This window comes from Kitasatospora sp. NPDC050543 (assembly GCF_044457565.1).
Lineage (GTDB): Bacteria > Actinomycetota > Actinomycetes > Streptomycetales > Streptomycetaceae > Kitasatospora.
In genome coordinates, this window is sequence record NZ_JBITGZ010000001.1 from 471,865 (window position 1) to 493,277 (window position 21,413).

A 21,413-nucleotide genomic window follows, 5' to 3' on the forward strand; every position below is an offset into this window, starting at 1 on the left:
CACAGGACGACGGCGAGACGAGGAGGACGACTGTGGCCCCATCGGGCTCCGGATACAAGGTCGATCCCGACGAGTTGGACGCGGCCGGCAAGAACGGTCACCAGGTAGCGTCCGCAGTCCCAGGTGAGACGAAGGTGGTCCTCATCGCCAGTGACCAGGCCGAGGGCAGCCTGCGTGGCTGGCAGACCGGGGCGGCGCTCAACGACTGCACCGACGCATGGCGGCAGATGCTCGACGAGTTCGCCAAGGAGATTGATCAGACCGCCGCCAATCTCACCGAGAACGCCCGGACCTACCGGGAAGGTGACGCCAACGTCGCCAGGGCGATGAACCCACCCGTCGCAGGACCGGGCAACGCCGGCGTCATGAACGCCCGGCTCAACACAGCGGCGATCGCCGACACCGCCACGCGAGCAGCAGTCGCGGGAGTCGATGGTCACTACACCACCGGACCCGCGTTCCAGGAACGACCTGCCTTCATCACCGGTCCGGTGAGCACAAGGCCCACGCCCGCCGACTCCGGCGATCCGTTCCTCACTCGCCTGCCCGGGCAGATTCCCTTCCGGACTCACCAGTTCGACCGCCCGTCCCCTGAGGGCAGGGACCGCATGGCCCAGGTGATCCACAGCGAGGGCCCCAACCCGGTGGGGCTCTGACCCATGGACATTCCAACCCTGCGCGACGCCAAGCCCAGCGATCTCCACGGCGCTGCGGACGCCTACGACCAACTAGACAATGCGTTCACGACCCATCTGGCGGACTGGCGGAGCGGCACCGCCAACCGGGTCAAGAACTGCGGCTGGACCGGTGACGCCGCCGACAGCGCCAACTTCTCGATCCGCGAAACGGACAAGAAGCTCCACGCCGCGGGCATCGAACTCACCTACATCAGCCGCGTCCTGCGCCAGGGGGCCGAGGCCTTCCTGCTGGCCCAGTCCCAACTGCAACAGGCTCTGGCCGACGCCAAGACACACGACCTTGTTGTCCACGACGATGGCCAGATCTCCTGGGGCCCATCCAAGGAAGTCCAGAACGGCGACGGGCTCAAAGAGCTCGACAGAGCGAAGAAGCACCAGGCCGAACTCATCAGCGACCGCATCGCCAAGGCCTTGGGCAACGCGGCCCAAGCGGACCGCACCACCGCCGAACGCCTCCGAAACTACACCGCCAAGGCCCGCACAAAGTCCGGTCTCGACCTCGCCGGCGCCACCTCGCAGCAGGCCGTGACGATCGCCTCCTTCGGCGGCTCCGACCCCATCGACGCCATGTTCCCCAAACCGGACGCCTCGCCCACCGAGGTCAATTCCTGGTGGAAGGGCCTCACCCCTGAGGAGCAGAATCGCCTCATCGAGGCGCACCCGGAGCGCATCGGCAACCGCGACGGTATCCCCGCGGATGTCCGCGACCAGGCCAACCGGAAGAACCTGAGCACCCTTATCGACCAGTACCGGAAGCTGAATCCACCGTCCGCCGAGCAGAAAGCAAAGCTGGAAGGCTTCGAAGCGATCAAGGCGAAGATCGACGAGGGTGAGAGGAACGCAGCCCAGCGGGACAAGCCGAAGCCGTACCTGATCGGCATCGGCGATCAGGGCCAGGGCCGAGCGATCCTCTCCTACGGGAACCCCGATACCGCACAGAACGTGGCGTCGTACGTTCCTGGCACCAGCACGACGCTGAAGGGGGTCGGCGGCTCCGACGCAGACCGAGCAGAGCGTATCTGGGAAAGCGCAAGGGGGCTCAACGGCAAGCAGTCCACAGCCTCGATGGTGTGGCTCGGCTACGACGCTCCGCCCGAGATTCCCGACGCGGCGGACGGAGGCAGGGCAGGGGTCGGCGCCGTTTCGTACCAGAAGTTCATGCAAGGCCTGCAAGCCACCCACCAAGGCGATCCGGCCCATGTCGCTTCGGTGGGGCACAGCTACGGCTCCACCGTTGTCGGGCTGGCGGCCCAACTGCCCGGAGGGCTCGCCGCGAACGATGTCGTCCTGGTCGGGAGCCCGGGAGTCGGGGCCGACAACGCTTCGAAGCTCAGCGTCGGAGCCGACCACGTCTGGGTCGGCTCCGGCATGGTCGACCCCGTGACCCAACTACCGTCCCCCGCCGACGTGGCTGGCGGAAGCCTCACCGGAATGACGATCGGGTCGGTCGTGGGTCCGTGGGGCACGCTCGGGGGCAGCGCACTCGGAGGCGTGGGAGGACACATCATTTCCGGTAGCGACGACCGTTGGTTCGGCAAGGACCCTGCCAGCGAGGCATTCGGAGGACAGCGATTCACCGTGGACGACTTCAACCCGAACAACCCGGCCGACTTCGCCGGCACTCATTCGCTCTACTTCAGAGACCAGTCCCTCGACAACATCGGCGCCATCGTGGTCGGCGACCTGGGCTCAGTCAAGCGGGAGGAGAAGCGATGACCAAGCGCTTTCGGCGGTTCCTCCCGGCCGTGGCTCTGCTTCTCGCCACAGGCCTGTTGACCGGATGCTCCACGCTCTCCAGCCCGACGACGGTCTCGGTGTTCGACGCACGGCAGGAGCTGGATGCGCTGATGGACTACACGGTCGGAGCCGTGAACCCGAAGCTGGAGTGGGCTTCGGACCCGTACAGCATGGCCGAGGACAAGGACGACCTCACCGGCAAGGAACCGGGCACCGTGACGGTTTACACCGCACGTCACCTCAAGACGATCGTCGGCCCTTCGAAGGCGGAAGAGCTGTTCAGTGCGGTAGAGAAGCGATTGAGGGAGAAGGACTACCGCCCTGAACGGACCGCCAGGAGCCTGACAGTCACGCAGGGCAGGATCTACTTCAACCTGGAGAACCACCAGGACGGCTTCGGCGTCCGGGTCGAGTACGGCCCCGCCGCTGACCCGCACAACTCCACGGTCTTCGACCCTGCCACCCCTGTGGTCGAACAGGCGGTCATGTCCCGGGGGACGGTCACCGACCCGTACTGGTCCCACTGACGAGGCCACTTGCACCACAAAGGGCGGGCAGTGGCCACATCGGCCGCTGCCCGCCCTTCTGTTCTGCTACTGGGCGTACGGGTTGTCGCCGGGCGGGGTCGCCGGCGGCTCGTAGACCGGAGGCGGCGGCGGGGTGCCGGGGCCGCCCTGCGGCGGGAGCTGCTGACCGTACGAGGACTGCGGGGCTGCAGGGGCTGCGGGAGCCGCCACCGGCTCGGGTGAGGCCGCTGTGGCGGCCGAGCGCCTGCGGAGCAGCGCGAACACGACTCCGCCGACGAGGAGTACACCCACCACGCCGCCGCCGATGATCAGCGGCAGGTTGCCGGAGCCGGAGTCGGAGTTGGCGTCGGCGGCGACCGTCTTGGTCCCCGGGACGTCGACCGGCTCGCTGCCCTCCCCCGGCGTCCCGCTGGGCGCCGCACCGGGCTCGGACGCCGCCGGGGACGCGGGCGCGGTGGTCGCCTGGCCCGGGTCGGTGGCGGGCGCGCTGCTGCCGGGCGCGGGCTCGGAGGGATCCGGCTCACTGTCGAGCTGGCTGACGTTGGCCGGCCCCGGGTCACCCGGCGTGGCGAGCGCGACGCGGGGGCGGACGATGCCGTAGCCGATCTGGTCGGTGCGGCTTGCACCGTTCTGCGGCTTGCCGGCGGTGTTGATCAGGACGCGCAGGATCTGGTTCGCAGTCCACTCCGGGTGGACGGACCAGAGCAGCGCGGCGGAGCCGGATACCAGCGCGGTGGCGTCGGAGGTCCCGTGGCCCTTGCAGTAGCCCGACGCGGCCGTGCACGCGTTGAACATGTCCATGCCCGGCGCGGCAAGGTCGACCTGGCGGCCACGCTCCGACTCGGAGGTGACCGCGCCCGCCCGGTCGGTTGCACCGACTCCGACGACTCCGGGCAGAGCAGCCGGGTACTCAACCGGGTTCCCCTGCGCAGCGGAGTTCCCGACCCCTGCCACCACAAGGGAGCCCTTCGAAGTGGCATACGACACGGCGGACTTCAGAGCGTTGAAGTCGGCGGTAGAGGCTCCGGCTCCGGCAGAGGCCTGCGAGATGCTGATGATCTTGGCGCCTTGATCGGCTGCATAGGTAATGGCCTGGCCGATCTGCTTGAAGAACTCCGAGGCGGTAACGCCAGTCGAGTTGTCATCGTTCTTGATCTTGATGGGAAGGATTCTGGCAGCAGGCGCAAGGCCGTAGGCCCCCTTTCCACCCAGGCCCTTCCCGGTGGCAGCGATGAGACCCACCATCTCTGTGCCGTGACTCTCCTTGTAGGCCCCGACTCCGCCCGGCAACCCGCTGAAGTCCTTACCCGGCAGAAACTGGCCGACAAGGTCCGGGTGATCCAGCTTGAATCCGCTGTCGATCACCGCGACGGTGATGCCCGCACCCTTGGTGGTCTGCCACATCTCCGGTGCCTTCATGGCGTCCAGATGCCACTGCTGGTCCCGGATCGAGTCGGCCGCCATGGCCGACGGTGCGGCCAGTCCCAACACCACACCTGCCGCCAGCAATCCTGCGGCGAAACGCCGCCCTCGCGCTCCCACGCCCGTCCGCAGCATCACAAGCTCCCTCGTCGCTCCCCGTCGACCGAGGACTTCGCCCCCGGACAGGTCTGCCCGGCCACCAGGTGTCGCCCTGGTGGCCGGGCAGTTGGTCTGGCCCTTACTCAATCACGCCCGGATTGCTCTGCGGCGTGCCGTCGGTCCAGGTCTCCTCGTCCTCGTGCAGGTAGTCGGCACGGTTGCGACGCTCGCGCTCGCTCTTGCCGGCTCCGCCCATGCCGCCCATCATGCCGCCCTGGCCCTGGCCGCTGCGGCCACCGCCGGCAGCCGCGCCGCCCGCACCGCCGCCGGCCGCACCGGCCCGGTTGCGCAGGCCACTGCCGCCGGGGGTGAACTCGCCACCGGGGCGCGGCCCCTTGCTGCCGCCGATCGTGCCACCGGCCGTGGACGTCAGGCCACGGCCGCGCGAGCTGCCGCCACCGGCACCTCCGCCACCACCCATGCCGCCACCGTGCATGCCACCGGCGCCCATGCCGCCGGCGGTCGCGCCGGCGCGACCGGCCTGGCCGTCCTTGGCGCCGAACGCACCGCCACCACCACCGATGACGCCACCGCCCGAGGACCCGGAACGCCCGGGGATGCCGCCGGCGCCGATCGTCCCGGAGCCGCCCTTGCCGGGCAGGCTGCCGCCGCCGTAGCCGCCGCCTCCGCCCTTACCCGGGATGAAGCCGCCTCCGGGCAGACCGCCTCCGGGCAGGCTGCCGCCCCCGGTGCCGGGCCCGCCACCGGGCAGGCTCCCGCCGGGGAATCCGGGACCGCCGCCACCGGGCAGGGTGCCGCCCGGCACCGTCCCACCGGGGTAGGTCGGTGAGGTCGCCGCCGGAGGAAGGCTGTTGATGTCCGTCCCCGGCAGGGGAGTCGGACGCGGAGTCGGGTGCTGGCCGAACTCGTCGTCGTAGGAGGGATGTGCGGGGACGGGCTGCGGACCCGGCGTGGGAACGGGCTTGGACGGGTCCACCCGCCCGCCGGGCAGGCCGCCGCCGGGCGGCAGGGGTTGCCCGGGCGTGGGGTGCCCCGGAATCGACCCGCCGCCACCACCCCCGCCGCCACCGCCGCCACCGCGGCCGCCGGGGATGTAGCCGCCGCCACCTCCGCCGCCGCCGCCACTACCACGGCCACCGGAGCTGCCACCCGCGCCGGGGCCAGGACCAGGGCTGGGGGTGATCGGAACCTCTTCCGATCCACCGACTCCGCCGCTGCCCGGCGTCGGGCTGATCACCGGCACCTCGAGCGCGTTCAGTCGCGACGTGGCCGACTGGTACGCCTGCCCCAGCTTCTCCATCTCGTGGATGGCTTCCTGGTGCGCCTTCTCGACCCGCGCCTGGGCCGCCTTCGCCTCGCCCTCCGTCACCCAGCCGGAGTCGAACGCACGCGCCGCGTGGTCCGCGCCGAAGGCCCCCAGCGCCGGGTTGTCGAGCAGCGTCGCACCGGCGACCTTGCCCAGGAACGTGACGGCCGACGGCTGGTTCTTGTGCTTGTCGACCGCCGCGATGTCGGTCTTGGGGACCTCGGGGATGCCGCTCCTGGCACCGCTGAGGGCCTCGCCCGCCTCCACCATGCACTCGCCGGCGACCTTCGAGTACTGACCGGTCTCGCCCGTGCTCTTGTGGACCAGCGCCGCCCACTGCTTGAAGCTCTCGGCCGCCTCGCCCTCCCAGGAGAGGTGGCCGATGAACGCCTGCAGCGCCTGGCTGATCTCTTCGAGCACGACGCCGGCGTGGCTGAGCTGCGTACCGCGGCTCATCACGCGCCCCGGGTCCGCGTGCTCGACCATGGCCTTGAGATTGGCGTGCTCGATGCCCTCGAAGTTCGTTCCGCCCATCACATGCTCCCCGTGTAAGTGAACCGACCGCCAGTGAAGTGACCGGCCATCAGTACGCTCCGGCCCCGCCGGCGTCGACGGTCGTCGACGGCGGCGCCGCCGCCGCACCCGCCGCGCCCGCCGACTGGCCCGCCACCGCGGGGACGTTCGGCACGGGCCCGCTGTACCCGACCACCTTGCCGTCGACGCCCTTGATGTTGCTCGTCTGCGCGTCCTCGGTGCCGCCGTAGTTGGCCGCGGCGGCGGCGATGGCGCTGCCCATCGCCTCGATCTGGGTCGCGAGCGCCTTGGCGAGCTGGTCCAGGTTGCCGTGCGTCCTGTTGTACGCGGCCATCAGATCGGCCGACTCGGAGAACCCCGAACCGAGGTTCCCGTCGCTCAGCTGCTGTTCCGAGATCTTGGCCTGCGCAGCGGGCGAGGCCTCCAGATCGTGCAGCAGTCCGTCGATCTTCTTCTTGAAGCCGATCAGCGTGTCCAACTCGACCTGGACGGTCTTCGCCCCGTAGGCGGCGACCAGACTGGCCGCGCCGGCCGCGGCGGCAACGCCCGCCGACGCCAGGCTCGCGGCACCCATGCCGGCGACAGCCCAACCGATCGGGTCGGACGACGCCGACGGAGGCGTGCCGCCACCACCGTCTGCAGCAACGCTCACCACAGCAATCCACCTCTCCCCCGCGTGCGCGCCAACCCCCGGCTGCCGCGCCGCAACACACCATCAACTACGAAGTCGTGCGCCCTGCTCGGCGCGTTCCCGGGATCCGGGACAGCACGCGCCACCGCCATCGTAGTCACCCCCGCCGTCGGACCGGCAGGGGCCATGGCCCACAGGACCGCGATCGGTACGAACTTGTCACGAACAGGACCGGCCCCGCCCGACGCACCGTCAGCCGGACACGCACCGGCGGGCCCAGGACCAGCGGGTCCCCCTCGCAGGACGTCCCCCGCCCCCACCCGCAACCCCCGGGGCCCGGAGCGAACAGCCCCGGGCCCCTACCGCCCCGCGTCAGATCTGCTCGGCCAGCTCCATCCAGCTCAGCTCGAGCTCCTCCTTCTCCTCCCGCACGGCCCGCAGCTGCCCGTCCAGCTCCGCGACCTTGGAGAAGTCCGCGGCATGCTCGGCGAGTTGGGCGTGCAGCTTGGCCTCCTGCTGGTCCAGCTTGGCGATCTGCCGCTCCAGCTTCTGCAGTTCCTTCTTCGCCGCCCGGGTGTCACCGGCCGGCCTGGCCGCGGCCGCCGCCGGCGCGGCGGGGGCGGCCTCGGCGGCGATCCTCGCCCGGCGCTCCAGGTACTCGTCCACGCCGCCCGGCAGCATCCGCAGCCGCTTGTCGCCGAGCAGCGCGTGCACGGTGTCCGTGGTGCGCTCGATGAAGAAGCGGTCGTGACTGATCACGACCATCGAGCCGGGCCAGCCGTCGAGGAGGTCCTCCAGCTGGTTGAGGGTCTCGATGTCGAGGTCGTTGGTGGGCTCGTCGAGGAACAGCACGTTGGGCTCGTCCATCAGCAGGCGCAGCAGCTGGAGCCGGCGGCGTTCGCCACCGGACAGGTCGCCGACGGGCGTCCACTGCTTGTCCTTGCCGAAGCCGAACTGCTCGCACAGCTGGCCGGCGCTCATCTCCCGGCCCTTGCCGAGGTCGACCCGGCTGCGGACCTGCTCGACGGCCTGGAGCACCCGGGTGGCCGGGTCCAGCTCGGCGACCTCCTGGGAGAGGTAGGCGAGGCGGACGGTCTTGCCGACCTTGACCACGCCGGACGCGGGCTGCACGTCCCCCTCCGAGGCGTACGCGTCCCGCATGGCGCGCAGCAGCGAGGTCTTGCCGGCGCCGTTGACGCCGAGCAGGCCGATCCGGTCGCCGGGGCCGAGCTGCCAGGTGAGGTTCTCCAGCAGCAGCTTGGGGCCGGCCTTGACGGTGACGTTCTCCAGCTCGAAGACGGTCCTGCCCAGCCGCGCGTTGGCGAACTTCATCAGCTCGCTCTTGTCACGGGGCTCCGGGACGTCGGCGATCAGGGCGTTGGCCGCCTCGATCCGGTAGCGCGGCTTCGAGGTGCGGGCGGGGGCGCCGCGGCGCAGCCAGGCCAGCTCCTTGCGGGCGAGGTTCTGCCGCTTGGACTCCTCGGTCGCCTCGATCCGGGAGCGCTCGGCGCGGGCGAAGACGTAGTCGGAGTAGCCGCCCTCGTACTCGTGGACGGAGCCGTGCTGGACGTCCCACATCCGGGTGCAGACCTGGTCGAGGAACCACCGGTCGTGGGTGACGCAGACGAGCGCGGAGCGGCGGTTCTGCAGGTGCCTGGCGAGCCAGGCGATGCCCTCGACGTCGAGGTGGTTGGTGGGCTCGTCGAGCACGATCAGGTCGGGCTCGCCGAGCAGCAGCTTGGCCAGCGCGATCCGGCGGCGCTCGCCGCCGGAGAGCGGGCCGATGACGGTGTCCAGGCCCTGGTCGAAGCCGGGCAGGTCGAGGCCGCCGAAGAGGCCCTCGATGATGTCGCGGATCCGGGAGTCGCCGAGCCACTCGTGGTCGGCCCGGTCGGCGATCACCTCGTGCCGGATGGTGGCCTTGGGGTCGAGCGAGTCGTGCTGGGTGAGGACGGCCATCTGGACGCCGCCGGCGTGCGTGATCCGCCCGCCGTCCGGGTCCTCCAGCTTGGCGAGCATCCGGATCAGGGTGGTCTTGCCGTCCCCGTTGCGCCCGACGACGCCGATCCGGTCCCCCTCGCTGACGCCGAGGCTGACCCCGTCGAGAAGGGCCCGGGTTCCGTAGACCTTCGTGACGGACTCGATGGTGGCGAGGTTGACGGCCACGTGTGCTGCGCTCCTGGGATCGGCTGGGCCGGGGGATGCCCCGGTCTTCCCAAGAGTAGTGGGGCCGGGCCCGCCGCCCTCCCGGCCGTCCGCCCGGCTGCCCGGGCACGCCACGCGGCCCCGTGCCGTGCTCCGAACCAGCCGGAACGAGCCCCACCCCCGGAGGACACCCGCCGAGCCCGCCGAGCCCGCTCAGCGCCCCTCAGCACCCGCTCAGCACCCGCTCGGCGCCCGCTTCAGCCCGCGAGGACCCCCGCTCCCGCGACGGGCCCGTACGTCGCCCGTGCCGCACGGCAGGTGCCGGAGGCGGTGAGGGCGGCGGCGACGGCGACGGCGGAGTCGGCGTCCTTGGTGAGGAAGGCGCAGGTTGGGCCGGAGCCCGAGACCAGTGCCCCGATGGCGCCCGCGTCCGTGCCGGCCCGAAGGGTGGCGGCCAGGGACGGGCGCAGCGACAGGGCGGCCGACTGCAGGTCGTTGGTGAGCGCCGCGGCGAGGGCGGCCGGGTCGCCGTCGGCGAGGGCGGCGAGCAGCGCCGGGTCGGCGTCGGGGGTGGGGACCTCGGTGTCGGCGGAGCCGGTGCCGGCCTCCTCGCGCAGGCGGTCGCACTCGCGGAAGACGGCGGGGGTGGAGAGGCCGCCGTCGGCGACGGCGAAGACCCAGTGGAAGGTGCCGGTGACGGGCAGCGCCTGGAGGATCTCGCCGCGGCCGCGGCCGAGGGCGACGCCGCCGAGCAGGGCGAAGGGGACGTCGGAGCCGAGTTCGGCGGCGAGGCCGAGCAGCACCTCGAAGGGGGTGTCCAGGTCCCACAGCGCGTCGCAGGCGACCAGGGCGGCGGCGCCGTCCGCGCTGCCGCCGGCCATGCCGCCGGCCACCGGGATGTCCTTGGCGATCTGCAGGTGGACGTCGGCGCCGATGCCGTGGTGGGCGGCGAGCAGCCGGGCGGCGCGGGCGGCGAGGTTGCTGTCGTCCAGCGGTACGTGGGCGGCGTCCTGGCCGGTGCAGCCGAGGGTCACACCGGTGCCGGCCGGGCGGGCGGTCGCGGTGACCTCGTCGCCGAGGGCGACCGCGAAGAACACGTTGGCGAGGTCGTGGAAGCCGTCGCCGCGCAGGCCGCCGACGCCCAGCTGGACGTTGACCTTGGCGGGCACCCGGACGGTGACGCCGGCGCCGCTGGTGGCACTGGTCCCGCTGGTGGCAGGGGTCGCGGTGTTCACTGCTGCTCCGGCTCCGGGTTCGGCTTGTGCTCGGCGATGGCCGCGAACTGCTCGACGGTGAGCATCTCGCCGCGCAGCTTGTGGTCGATCCCGGCGGCGGCGAGCGCCTGCTCGGCGGCGGCCGGGGAGCCGGCCCAGCCGGCGAGGGCCGCGCGCAGGGTCTTGCGGCGCTGGGCGAAGGCAGCGTCGACGACCTTGAAGACCTCGGCGCGGGTCGCGGTGGTCTTCGGCGGCTCCCGGCGGATCAGCGAGACCAGGCCGGAGTCGACGTTGGGTGCGGGCCAGAACACGTTGCGGCCGATCGCGCCGGCGCGCTTGACCTCGGCGTACCAGTTGGCCTTGACGGAGGGCACGCCGTACACCTTGTTGCCGGGCTTGGCGGCGAGCCGGTCGGCGACCTCGGACTGCACCATCACCAGGGTCCGCTCGATGCTGGGGAAGGTCGCCAGCATGTGCAGCAGGACGGGGACGGCCACGTTGTACGGGAGGTTGGCGACCAGCGCGGTGGGCGGCGGTCCGGGGAGCTCGGTGACCTCCATGGCGTCGCTGAGCACCAGGTCGAAGTCCTCGACGCGGGCGGGCAGCCGGGCGGCGACGGTGGTCGGCAGGTGCTGGGCGAGCAGCGGGTCGATCTCGACTGCGGTGACGTGCGCGGCGACGTCCAGCAGCGCCAGGGTCAGCGAGCCGAGCCCGGGGCCGACCTCGACCACCGCATCCTCGCTCGTCACCTCGGCGGCCCGGACGATCCGGCGCACGGTGTTGCCGTCGATGACGAAGTTCTGCCCGCGCTGCTTGGTCGGCTTCACCCCGAGGGTGGCCGCCAGCTCCCTGATGTCGGAGGCGCCGAGCAGGTGCGTGTCGGAGGTGGGGTCGGTGGTGCTCACCCCGCAAGGATACGGGCGGGGCGGGTGCTCACAGTTCGACGACCTGCTTGAGGTCGATCTCGACGGGGTACGGCAGCTCGGTGCGCAGCACGCCCGCGTGCTGGGCGAGGGGAAGGTAGCCGCCCTCCTCCTCGTCCCGGTGGAACTCGTGGACGAGAGGGAGGTCGTCGCTCCCGCGCTCGACGCGCCCGGCCGGGGTCAGTCGGGCAGCGGGGGTCGGAGAGCCGGAGGGTCAGTACCCGAAGGCCCGTGCCGTGTTGGCCGCGATGGCGGTGGCCAGCTCGTCCTCGTGCAGTCCGAGGGTGGCGGCCATCGAGCGGACCGTCACCGGGATCAGGTACGGCGCGTTGGGGCGGCCCCGGTAGGGGTGCGGGGTGAGGAAGGGCGCGTCGGTCTCGACCAGGACGCGGTCCAGCGGGGTGGCGGCCAGGGCGTCCCGCAGCGGCTGGTTGGCCTTGAACGTGACCGGCCCGGCGAAGGAGAGGTACCAGCCGTGCTCGGCGCAGACCTTGGCCATCTCGGCGTCGCCGGAGTAGCAGTGGAAGACGGTGCGCTCGGGCGCGCCCTCCTCCAGCAGGACGCGGATGACGTCCTCGTGGGCGTCCCGGTCGTGGATGACCAGGGTCTTGCCGTGCCGCTTGGCGATCTCGATGTGCCGACGGAACGACTCCTGCTGGATCTCCACGCCGTCCGGCCCGGTGCGGAAGTAGTCCAGGCCCGTCTCACCGACGGCCTTGACCTGCGGCAGGGCGGCGAGCGCGTCGATCTCGGCCAGGGCCGCGTCCAGCGCGGCGGCGCCGCCGGCCGGGCGCCGCTGACCGGACCACCCGTCCGGGTCGCCGAGGTGGATCCGGGGCGCCTCGTTGGGGTGCAGGGCGACGGCCGCGTGGACCTGCTCGAACTCGGCGGCGAGTTCCGCCGCCCAGCGCGAGCCGGCCACGTCGCAGCCCACCTGGACGACGGCGTCGACCCCGACGGCCGCGGCCTTGGCGAGGCCCTCGGCCGGGGTGCCGGACTGCATGTCCAGGTGGGTGTGCGAGTCGGCCACCGCCACCGCCAGCGGGGCGGGCGGGGGCGGCGGGGTCGACCGGTCGTCGTCCTTCTTGGCCATCAGGCTGCGGGCTTCTCTTCCAGGCGGGGGAACAGGATGTCGCCCTTGGTGATGACGGCGCCGGCGGGCAGCCGGCCCCAGTCGGCGACGGTGTCGATGCGCTGCTCGGCGAGCGCACCCAGCGAGGCCTGGGCGCCCAGCGAGGCCCACAGCTTCTCGGCGGTGGCCGGCATCACCGGGTTGAGCAGCACGGCGGTGGCGCGCAGCGACTCGGCGGCGGTGTAGAGGATGGTGGCCAGGCGCGCCCGGCCCTCCTCGGAGTCGTCCTTGGCGACCTTCCAGGGCTCCTGGTCGCTGATGTAGCCGTTGACCTGCTTGACGAACTCGAAGATCGCGGCGAGGCCGCCGGCGAAGTCCAGGTCCTCGCCGATCTTCTGGTCGGCGGCCTTGGCGGCGGCGGTCAGACCGTCGGAGACGGCCTGCTCGGCCGCGCCGGCGGCGGTGGCGGCGGGCAGCGCACCGTCGAAGTACTTGCCGACCATGGCGGCGACGCGCGAGGCGAGGTTGCCGAAGTCGTTGGCCAGCTCCGAGGTGTACCGGGCGGAGAAGTCCTCCCAGGAGAACGAGCCGTCGGTGCCGAACGGGATGGCACGCAGGAAGTAGTAGCGGTAGGCGTCCACGCCGAAGTGCGAGGTGAGGTCCTGCGGCGCGATGCCGGTCAGGTTGGACTTGCTCATCTTCTCGCCGCCGACCATCAGCCAGCCGTTGGCGACAACGCGCTTGGGCAGCGGCAGCCCCGCGGCCATCAGCATCGCGGGCCAGATCACCGCGTGGAAGCGCAGGATGTCCTTGCCGACCAGGTGCACCGAGGCGGGCCACAGCTCGGCGAAGCGCTCCGGGTCGCTGCCGTAGCCGGCCGCGGTGATGTAGTTCTGCAGCGCGTCGACCCAGACGTAGAGGACGTGCTTCTCGTCCCAGGGCAGCGGCACGCCCCAGTTGAAGGTGGAGCGGGAGATCGAGAGGTCCTGCAGGCCCTGCTCGACGAAGCGCAGCACCTCGTTGCGGGCGGACTCGGGCGCGATGAAGCCGGGGTTCGCGGCGTAGAACTCCAGCAGCTTCGGGCCGTAGGCGGAGAGGCGGAAGAAGTAGTTCTCCTCCTCCAGCCACTCGACCGGCTTCTTGTGGATCGGGCAGAGCTTCTCGCCCTCGGTGGCGCCGTCGAGCAGTTCGGCCTGGAGCTTGTACTCCTCGCAGCCGACGCAGTACGGGCCGGAGTAGCCGCCCTTGTAGATCTCGCCCTTGTCGAAGAGGTCCTGGACGAACTCCTGGACCCGGTCGGTGTGACGCGTCTGGGTGGTGCGGATGAAGTCGTCGTTGGCGATCTCCAGGTGTTCCCAGAGCGGCTTCCACGCCTCCTCGACCAGCCTGTCGCACCACTCCTGCGGGGAGACGCCGTTGGCCTCCGCGGTGCGCATGATCTTCTGACCGTGCTCGTCGGTGCCGGTCAGGTACCACACCTTCTCGCCGCGCTGGCGGTGCCAGCGGGTGAGGACGTCGCCCGCCACGGTGGTGTACGCGTGGCCGAGGTGCGGGCGATCGTTGACGTAGTAGATCGGGGTGGAAACGTAGTACGCGGGGGTCTGGGCCCCGGTGGTGCTGTGGTCTGCAGTGGCCGCCATGGTCGGAAAGCTTAGTCGGGCCCGGGGGCCGCCCTCGACCGGTCACGTCGGGGGCGGCCCACCGGCCCGGCGACCGTGCGGCTCAGCGGCCCACCGGCCCGGCGACCGTGCGGCTCAGCGGCCCACCGGCTCGGCGACCGTGCGGCTCGGCGACCCGGCGGCTCAGCCGAGCAGCCGCGACCAGAACCGGGCGAAGCGCCCCTGTGCCTTCTCCTCGGTGCCCGCCGCGGTCGGGGTGCTCCGGGGCCCCGATCCGGCCGCGCCGCTCGGCGCGGTGGCCGGGCCGGCCGCTCTGGTCCGCTCGGCCGACTCGGCCGGTTCGGCGTGCGCCGGGTAGCCGGGCGCGTGGTACGGCCTGGACTGCTCGGCGGTCGCGACCCGCCCCTCGCGCATGATCCGAACGGTGTGCCCGCCGCAGCCGGGGCACGTCGGCTTGAGCAGCGGCGAGGGGACCAGGACCCCGTTCGCGTGGTACTCGTGCGTGGTCCGCCCGTCCCGGCCGACGTGGTGCTCGATGTCGTAGGCCTGCTCCCAGCCGTAGCCGCAGCTGAGGCACGCGAAGGAGTACGCCTCCCGGACGGTCTCCACGGGAGTGGGCGGCCGGCTGGTCAGGCCGAGGCCGCTCATGGCGTTGCCACCGAGGGGGCTACCAATCGTTTCGCTCATAGCCGTCTCCCAGTGCCCGCCGGGCGTTCGCCCGGCTCGGGTCTTTCCATACCGGGGAATGCCCGGGGCTACCTGGCTGATACCCAGCTTGTGAAGACTTGGACCGGTGTTGGGGATCCCTGTACGAAGACCCGCCCAAAGCTTCAGCTCAGCTGGTGTTTACCAGGGCCTTCTCTCCAAGGTACGCGTCACTCGCCCCGGCGGCACCCCCGCTTCTCAGCTGCGGTTTCCGGCCTCGTTCTTCGCTGCCACCACAGCGTCGAAGACCTCCCGCTTGGGCAGCGCGAGCTCCAGTGCGACGGCCGCGATGGCCTCCTTGCGGCGCTCGCCGGCTTCTTCCCGGACGGCCACCCGGCGGGCCAGCTCGGCCGGGGTGAGGTCGCTCGGGGCGGCCGGCGGGGCGCCCGCGACGACCACGGTGATCTCGCCCCGCACGCCCTCGGCGGCCCAGGCGGCCAGCTCGCCGATCGGGCCCCGCTTGACCTCCTCGTACGTCTTGGTGAGCTCGCGGCAGACGGCGGCGGGCCGCTCGGCGCCGAACGCCTCGGCCATCGCGGTCAGCGCCTCGGCGATCCGGTGCGGCGCCTCGAAGAAGACCATGGTGCGCGGCTCGGCGGCGACCTCGGCCAGCTGACGGGCGCGGTCCCCGGCCTTACGGGGAAGGAACCCCTCGAAGGTGAAGCGGTCCACCGGCAGACCGGACAGCGCGAGCGCGGTGAGCACGGCGGACGGGCCGGGCACGGCGGTCACCTTCACCTGGGCCTCGACGGCGGCGGCGACCAGGCGGTAGCCGGGGTCGGAGACCGAGGGCATCCCGGCGTCCGTGACCAGCAGGACCCGGGCCCCGCCGAGCAGCGCCTCGACCAGCTCGGGCGTGCGGCCGACCTCGTTGCCCTCGAAGTAGGAGAGCACCCGCCCGGCCGGGGTCACCCCGAGAGCCTGGGTGAGCCGGCGCAGCCGACGGGTGTCCTCGGCGGCGATCACGTCCGCCGTGGCCAGCTCGGTGACCAGCCGGGGCGGGGCGTCGGAGACGTCGCCGATGGGTGTGCCTGCAAGAACGAGTACGCCTGTCACGGGCTCCATCCTCGCAGGGTCCGGGGGCGCGGCGGTCCGGCGGCGGTCCGGCGCGGTGGATCGCCGGCCCGTGACGGGTCCGGCGCGGGCGGATCGGCGGTGGGCGGCCGGCGCGGCGCGGGGCCGCCGGGCGTTTGGTGACGAACCGGGCAGCTGCGGAGGGAACCACTCCACGCTCATCCGCCGCCCCTACGATGTCCGGGTGAACGGCGACACGGCGGCGGATGAGCCCACAGCTACGGACCACGACCCCCGGGGTGGCGTCGATGTCCTGGGCCGGTCCGACCGGAGCGACCTGACCGACCTGGCTGACCGGCCGGCCACCCCGGGCCTGCCCGGCGTCCCCGGCGTCCCGGCCGCGCGCGATCCGCAGGCGCCCGGGGAGGCGGCGGCGGACACCGGCAAGCCAGGCACGCCGGGCGGCGCCCGGACCGGTGCTCCGGCACGGCCGTCGCCGTGGCAGCGGATCCTGGCCGGCTACGGTTACCGCACCCCCGCGCCCGTCCCGCTCGCCGAGCAGCTGGCGCCGCCGATGCCGGACGGCCCCGGGGTGACCCCCGTCCGGGCCCAGCCGTCGCCGGTGCTGGTGCGGCTCGGCGTGTTCGTGCCCGAACGGCTCTGGTCCTGGCTGTGCCGCTGGGCGCACTGGCTGGGGCCGCTGGTGGTGGCCCTGTTCGGCGGGGTGCTGCGGTTCACCGGCCTCGGCGAGCCGCACGCGATCATCTTCGACGAGACGTACTACGCCAAGGACGGGTACTCGCTCTGGCACGGCGGCTACGAGACCAGCTGGGGCGACTCCGCGAACCAGCAGATCATGGCGCCGGACCAGGTCATCCCGTACAAGAGCGACCCGGCGTACATCGTGCACCCGCCGGTCGGGAAGTGGATCATTGGGGCCGGCGAGCAGCTGTTCGGGATGAACCCGTTCGGCTGGCGCTTCGCGGTGGCCCTGCTCGGCACCCTGTCGATCCTGATGATCGCCCGGATCGGGCGCCGGCTCCTGCGTTCCACCCTGCTGGGCTGCGTCGCCGGCCTGCTGCTGGCGGTGGACGGCCTGCACTTCGTGATGAGCCGGGCGGCCCTGCTGGACCTGGTGGTGATGTTCTGGATCCTCGCCGCCTTCGGCTTCCTGCTGCTGGACCGCGACCGCACCAGGGCCAGGATCGCCGCCCGCCTGGGCGGCGTGGCGGACCCGCTGACGGCCCGCCGGATGAACCTCGGCTGGCGGCCCTACCGGCTCGCCGCGGGTGTCTGCGTGGGTCTGACCTGCTCCACCAAGTGGAGCGGCATGTACGTGGCCGCGGCCTTCGGCGTGCTGACGGTGCTCTGGGACGCCGGCTCCCGGCGGCTGGCGGGCGCCCGGCACCCGCATCTGTGGTCGCTGGTGCGCGACGCCGTCCCGGCCTTCTGCTCGATCGTGCTGACCTCGGTGGTCGTCTACATCTCCTCCTGGGCCGGCTGGTTCGCCAGCAGCAACGTCCAGGGGCAGGGCGGGTACGGGCGGGACTGGGCGGTCGGCCGCTCCGGGCTGTCCTCGGAGTTCGTCACCCTGCCGGTGCTCGGCAAGGTGCGGATGCCGTTCCAGGTGGACCTCACCTGGGTGCCGGAGGGCCTGCGCAGCCTGTGGCACTACCACTCGACGATGTACGACTTCCACACCCACCTGACCAGCCCGCACACGTACCAGTCGAACCCGTGGAGCTGGCTGGTGGTGGGCCGGCCGGTCTCCTACTTCTACGAGTCGCCCAAGGCCGGCCAGGACGGCTGCAAGGTGAGCGAGTGCGCCCGCGAGGTGCTCGGCATCGGCACGCCGATCCTGTGGTGGGCGGGCACGGTGGCGCTGGTCTACTGCCTCTACCGCTGGGTGGCCCGGCGGGACTGGCGGGCCGGCGCGGTGCTGTGCGGCCTGGCCGCCGGCTACCTGCCGTGGTTCGCGTACCAGGAGCGGACGATATTCCTCTTCTACGCCGTCGCCTTCGTGCCGTTCCTGGTGCTTGCTCTGACGATGATGATCGGCGCCCTGATCGGGCCCGCCCACGCCTCCCGGGAGCGGCGGATCATCGGCTCCTCGGTGGCCGGGCTGCTGATTCTCGCCGTCATGTGCAACTTTTTGTACTTCTATCCGCTCTATACCGGGCAGACGATACCGATGGAGGACTGGCGCGGTCGGATGTGGTTCAACAGCTGGATCTAGCCGGTTCCGGCCGGATCCGCGAAACCGGACCACGTACCAGATGCGTCACAAGAACCGGACGTTTCGTAAACGGATGGAAAGGGACCTGCCTAGGCTGGTCCGCGAAGATGCTTGCGACAGCCACTCGGAAGCCCGCCAGACGCCAGACCCTTGGGGGACCAGCACCATGCGCAAAGGCGCGAAGATCGGCCTCATCACCGGAGTGTCCGTAGCGATGATCGCCGCCGGCAGCTACGGGGCGTACAGCCTCGTCGGCTCCGACGGCGGCTCCTCGGACGACGCCAAGACCCCGAAGGTCCGCACGGTGGTCGCCGAGCCGCCGTCGGCCGAGCTGGCCGCCGGTGGTGCCAAGGCGTTCCTCGAGGCCTGGGCGGGCGGCAACCTGGAGGCCGCCGCCAAGCTCACCGACGACCCGGCGGCGGCCACCACCGCGCTGACCGCCTTCAAGGACAAGGTCAAGCCCAGCGCGCTGACCATGGTCGCCGGCGGGCCCGCCACCACGGCGGCGTTCGACAAGGCCACGGCGGACCCGTCCGCCAGTGCCGGCGCCAAGCCCTCGGCCGCCCCCTCGGCCTCGGCTTCCGCGTCGGCCCCGGCCTCCGCCACGCCGGCCCCCGCCGGGCAGGTGCTGCTCACCTACAAGGCCAAGGCCGAGTTCGAGGGCACCACCAGCGTCTGGCAGTACGACGGCTTCCTCGGCATGGTCAAGATGAGCGACGGCACCTCCGCCGTGCACTGGTCGCCGACGGTGATCCACCCGCACCTGGGCGCCGGCGAGAGCATCATGACCCAGCCGATATTCGCCCCGGCCTCCAACGTGGTCGACCGCAACGGCAGGACGCTGGCGGCCTTCGCCTCGCTCGCCCCGCTGCTGCCCTCGCTGCAGAAGAACGCCGTCGGGGATCCGGCGGACGCCGGCAACGGCGTGGTGATCGTCAACGAGTCGGGCAAGGGCGCGCCGGAGAACGTCTTCACGATCACCGCCCCCAAGCCCGGCAAGCCGCTCAAGGTGACCATCGACGCGGCGCTCCAGGCCGCGGCCGAGAAGGCCGTCTCCGAGCAGTCGCAGGGCGGCAAGCGCAACGCCGCGCTGGTGGCGATCGAGCCGACCACCGGCAAGGTGCTGGCCGTGGCCAACTCCGGGAGCTACAACTACGCCTTCCTCGGCGCCACCGCGCCCGGCTCGACCATGAAGGTGATCACCTCGGCGGCCCTGCTGGAGGCCGGTCTCAGCCCGGACTCGCCGATGCCCTGCCCCGCCACCACCTCGGCCGGGCACACCATCAAGAACGACTTCGACACACCGCACCCCGAGTACACCTTCCGGGACGACTTCACCAACTCCTGCAACACCGCCTTCGTCATCGAGGGCAAGGCCAGGCTGAAGTCGGGCGACCTGGCCGAGGTCGGCAAGAAGTTCTTCGGCTTCGAGAGCGTCTGGAAGACCGGCGTGCCCAACGTCGACGCCGTGATCCCGGGCGCCGGCCAGACTGCCGACGAGGCCGCCGACGAGTACTACGGCCAGGGCAAGATCAAGATGAACGCGCTGGCCATGGCCTCGGTCGCGGCCACCGTGAAGGGCGGCGTCTTCAAGCAGCCGATCCTGATCGAGGGCCTCAAGCAGAGCGAGGCGCCCGGCCAGCTCTCCCCCGACTCGCTCGCCAAGCTGCGGGACATGATGGCCGCCACCGCCAAGGGCGGCACCGCGACGGCCCCGATGTCCGGCCTGCGCGGTGACATCGGCGCCAAGACCGGCACCGCCGAGCGCGCCGCCGGCGCGGCCACCGACAGCTGGTTCACCTCCTACCGCGACAACCTCGCCGTCGCGGCCTGGGTCGAGGGCGGCGGCCACGGCGTCGACGCCGCCGGCCCGGCCTCCGCGGCCGTCCTGGCCGTCGGCAACGGCGGCTGACGCGACCGCCCGGGGTACGCCCCCGGGCGCACCGGGCACCGTGAAACGGGACCGCCACCCCCACCACCGCCGAGGCGGCCGGGGTGGCGGTCCCGTCGCGTTCACTGGGACATGCTGGCGGCGGGCACGCTCATCAGGCAGTTGGCCGGGACGGGCCTGCGGGCGAGCCAGCGGCGAGCCGCCAGGCGGGGCCAGATCACCAGGACGACGGGCAGCGCCAGGTACCCGAAGCGGCCGGCCGGGGCGAGCGTGAACGCTATCGTCAGGCCGGCCGCCAGCAGGTCCGCGGCGGCGATCGCCGAGACCGGCGGACGGGCCAGCAGCCAGATCGCCACGCCCGCGCCGCCGAGCGTCAGCAGCGCCAGCGAGACGGTGTGCCCGGTCGGCCCGAAGCCGGCCAGGATCTTGCCGGGCAGCGGGCTGCCGGCCGGGGTCCGGATCGCGGTGAGGCCCAGCGGGAAGCGCACCACCTGCTCGCGCAACGCCTCGGCGTGGGTCAGTGCGACCGGCAGGATCACGGCCAGAGTGGTGCCGAGCGCCGTGAGCGCGGCCCGGGCGGCGGGCCGGCGCCCGTACAGCCGCCAGAGCAGTAGCACGGCGACCGGCAGGGCCGGCCAGGCCGTCCACTTCAGGGTGCAGGCGAGGGCGAGCACCAGCCCGGCCGGGATGGTCCGGTCCCGCTCGGCCAGGGCCATCGCCAGGCAGCAGACGCCGATCAGCGGCAGGTCCACCCCGCCGACGGCCAGCGCCAGCGCGATCAGCGGCGAGGCGGTGAGGACGGCGAGCGGCAGCAGCGGCGCGCGGTCACGGCTCGGGCGCAGCAGTCGCCAGCTGAGCAGCAGGCAGGCCAGGAAGGTCAGCGCGAACCAGATCCTGGCGTCTCCCAGCACCAGCGCCAGCGGCCCGTCGCTGCCGAGCAGGGCCCGCGGCATACCGAAGAGCGCCATCGCGGGCAGGTATGGGTTGTAGTCGGTGACGACGGTGGGGTCGGCGAGGTACGGGTTGCCGGTGCCGAGCAGCAGTCGGGCCGAGCGCTCGACCACCATCACCTCGGACTGGTGGCGCCCCTGCAGGGCGAGCGCGGCCAGCGGCACCAGGACGGCGCCGAGGACGGCGGTGGCGGCGGCCGCCCGGGGGGCGAGGCGGCGCGGCAGGGTGAGGCAGAGCAGGCCTGCCAGGGCGTACGAGGGTGCGGCGACGGTGCCCCAGAGCCGCTGGTTGGGCAGGTCCGAGACGATCGGGAAGGCGGCGGCCCAGCCGGCCGCGATGGCGCAGCCCAGCGCCTGGACGCTGCGCATCCGGGCGAACCGGGCTGGCTGCCAGCGATCGGGTGGGCTGTCGTCCGGCCCGGTGTCGCCGCGTTGGCGGGGGAAGGGACGGGGGCCGGAGCCGCGTCGCGAGCCTGCGCGCCGTGGGGCGTGGGCGGGCGCGGCGGGGTGGGCCTGCGGGCTGCGGCGGCCGTTGAAACGCCCGCGGGGGCGGGACTGGCCGGGCGTGCGGGTGCTCACCATGGTGGAAGGTTATGGGTGGTGAGCCCCCCCTGTCGCCATGTCCGCGTAGGGGGTTCGGGGTGTCCCTGTGGAGCTCTCGGGGCCACC

General features: G+C 72.2%; 16 protein-coding genes. 5 read left to right on the forward strand and 11 right to left on the reverse strand.

Features of this window, described 5'->3' with window-relative positions:
- Window positions 1–32: 32 nt before the first annotated feature.
- The 3 genes from ACIBH3_RS01970 to ACIBH3_RS01980 are packed head-to-tail and all read left to right on the forward strand — an operon-like array spanning window position 33 to window position 2,962.
- Window positions 33–656, forward strand: a complete 624-nt coding sequence (locus ACIBH3_RS01970; protein WP_396309874.1) for a WXG100 family type VII secretion target — start codon at window positions 33–35, stop codon at window positions 654–656.
- A gap of 3 nt (window positions 657–659) precedes the next feature.
- Window positions 660–2,414: an alpha/beta hydrolase gene (locus tag ACIBH3_RS01975; protein ID WP_396309875.1), complete on the forward strand. Its 1,755-nt coding sequence runs from the start codon at window positions 660–662 to the stop codon at window positions 2,412–2,414.
- On the forward strand, window positions 2,411–2,962 hold the full coding sequence (locus tag ACIBH3_RS01980) for a hypothetical protein (RefSeq protein ID WP_396309876.1): 552 nt from the start codon (window positions 2,411–2,413) through the stop codon (window positions 2,960–2,962). The genes ACIBH3_RS01975 and ACIBH3_RS01980 overlap by 4 nt, the downstream gene beginning before the upstream one ends.
- A 66-nt stretch (window positions 2,963–3,028) precedes the next feature.
- Here the strand turns inward: ACIBH3_RS01980 and mycP are convergent, their stop codons facing one another.
- The 10 genes from mycP to rsmI form a co-directional block, all read right to left on the reverse strand.
- Window positions 3,029–4,453: a type VII secretion-associated serine protease mycosin gene (gene mycP, locus ACIBH3_RS01985; protein ID WP_396309949.1), complete on the reverse strand. Its 1,425-nt coding sequence runs from the start codon at window positions 4,451–4,453 to the stop codon at window positions 3,029–3,031.
- A gap of 169 nt (window positions 4,454–4,622) precedes the next feature.
- On the reverse strand, window positions 4,623–6,344 hold the full coding sequence (locus ACIBH3_RS01990; protein ID WP_396309877.1) for a hypothetical protein: 1,722 nt from the start codon (window positions 6,342–6,344) through the stop codon (window positions 4,623–4,625).
- Window positions 6,345–6,393: 49 nt separating this feature from the next.
- On the reverse strand, window positions 6,394–6,996 hold the full coding sequence (locus ACIBH3_RS01995) for a hypothetical protein (RefSeq protein ID WP_396309878.1): 603 nt from the start codon (window positions 6,994–6,996) through the stop codon (window positions 6,394–6,396).
- A gap of 351 nt (window positions 6,997–7,347) precedes the next feature.
- Window positions 7,348–9,141, reverse strand: coding sequence for an ABC-F family ATP-binding cassette domain-containing protein (locus ACIBH3_RS02000; protein WP_396309879.1), 1,794 nt, complete (start codon window positions 9,139–9,141; stop codon window positions 7,348–7,350).
- Between the two features lie 236 nt (window positions 9,142–9,377).
- Window positions 9,378–10,355, reverse strand: a complete 978-nt coding sequence (locus ACIBH3_RS02005; protein ID WP_396309880.1) for a 4-(cytidine 5'-diphospho)-2-C-methyl-D-erythritol kinase — start codon at window positions 10,353–10,355, stop codon at window positions 9,378–9,380.
- Window positions 10,352–11,239, reverse strand: a complete 888-nt coding sequence (gene rsmA / locus ACIBH3_RS02010; RefSeq protein ID WP_396309881.1) for a 16S rRNA (adenine(1518)-N(6)/adenine(1519)-N(6))-dimethyltransferase RsmA — start codon at window positions 11,237–11,239, stop codon at window positions 10,352–10,354. Before rsmA ends, ACIBH3_RS02005 begins: the two co-directional genes overlap by 4 nt.
- 232 nt (window positions 11,240–11,471) lie before the next feature.
- Entirely contained in the window at window positions 11,472–12,350 is an 879-nt protein-coding gene (locus ACIBH3_RS02015; RefSeq protein WP_396309882.1) for a TatD family hydrolase, read from the reverse strand.
- Window positions 12,350–13,969 carry a methionine--tRNA ligase gene (gene metG, locus ACIBH3_RS02020; RefSeq protein WP_396309883.1) on the reverse strand — a complete coding sequence of 540 codons (1,620 nt, stop codon included), beginning with the start codon at window positions 13,967–13,969 and terminating at the stop codon, window positions 12,350–12,352. The genes ACIBH3_RS02015 and metG overlap by 1 nt, the downstream gene beginning before the upstream one ends.
- A 162-nt stretch (window positions 13,970–14,131) precedes the next feature.
- A complete protein-coding gene (locus ACIBH3_RS02025; RefSeq protein WP_396309884.1) occupies window positions 14,132–14,635 on the reverse strand; it encodes a hypothetical protein in 504 nt (167 codons plus the stop codon).
- 216 nt (window positions 14,636–14,851) lie between these two features.
- Window positions 14,852–15,709 (reverse strand): 16S rRNA (cytidine(1402)-2'-O)-methyltransferase, encoded by an 858-nt coding sequence (gene rsmI / locus ACIBH3_RS02030; RefSeq protein ID WP_396309950.1) that lies wholly within the window; start codon window positions 15,707–15,709, stop codon window positions 14,852–14,854.
- Window positions 15,710–16,175: 466 nt separating this feature from the next.
- Between rsmI and ACIBH3_RS02035 the strand changes: the two genes are divergently transcribed.
- Both ACIBH3_RS02035 and ACIBH3_RS02040 read left to right on the forward strand, forming a co-directional pair.
- The gene (locus ACIBH3_RS02035; RefSeq protein WP_396309951.1) at window positions 16,176–17,903 is read left to right on the forward strand and encodes a dolichyl-phosphate-mannose--protein mannosyltransferase; all 1,728 of its coding nucleotides are present in this window, start codon (window positions 16,176–16,178) and stop codon (window positions 17,901–17,903) included.
- Window positions 17,904–18,069: 166 nt separating this feature from the next.
- Entirely contained in the window at window positions 18,070–19,815 is a 1,746-nt protein-coding gene (locus ACIBH3_RS02040; RefSeq protein WP_396309885.1) for a penicillin-binding transpeptidase domain-containing protein, read from the forward strand.
- 101 nt (window positions 19,816–19,916) lie between these two features.
- Here ACIBH3_RS02040 and ACIBH3_RS02045 read toward each other — a convergent pair whose 3' ends face one another.
- On the reverse strand, window positions 19,917–21,326 hold the full coding sequence (locus tag ACIBH3_RS02045; protein WP_396309886.1) for a glycosyltransferase 87 family protein: 1,410 nt from the start codon (window positions 21,324–21,326) through the stop codon (window positions 19,917–19,919).
- Window positions 21,327–21,413 lie beyond the last annotated feature (87 nt).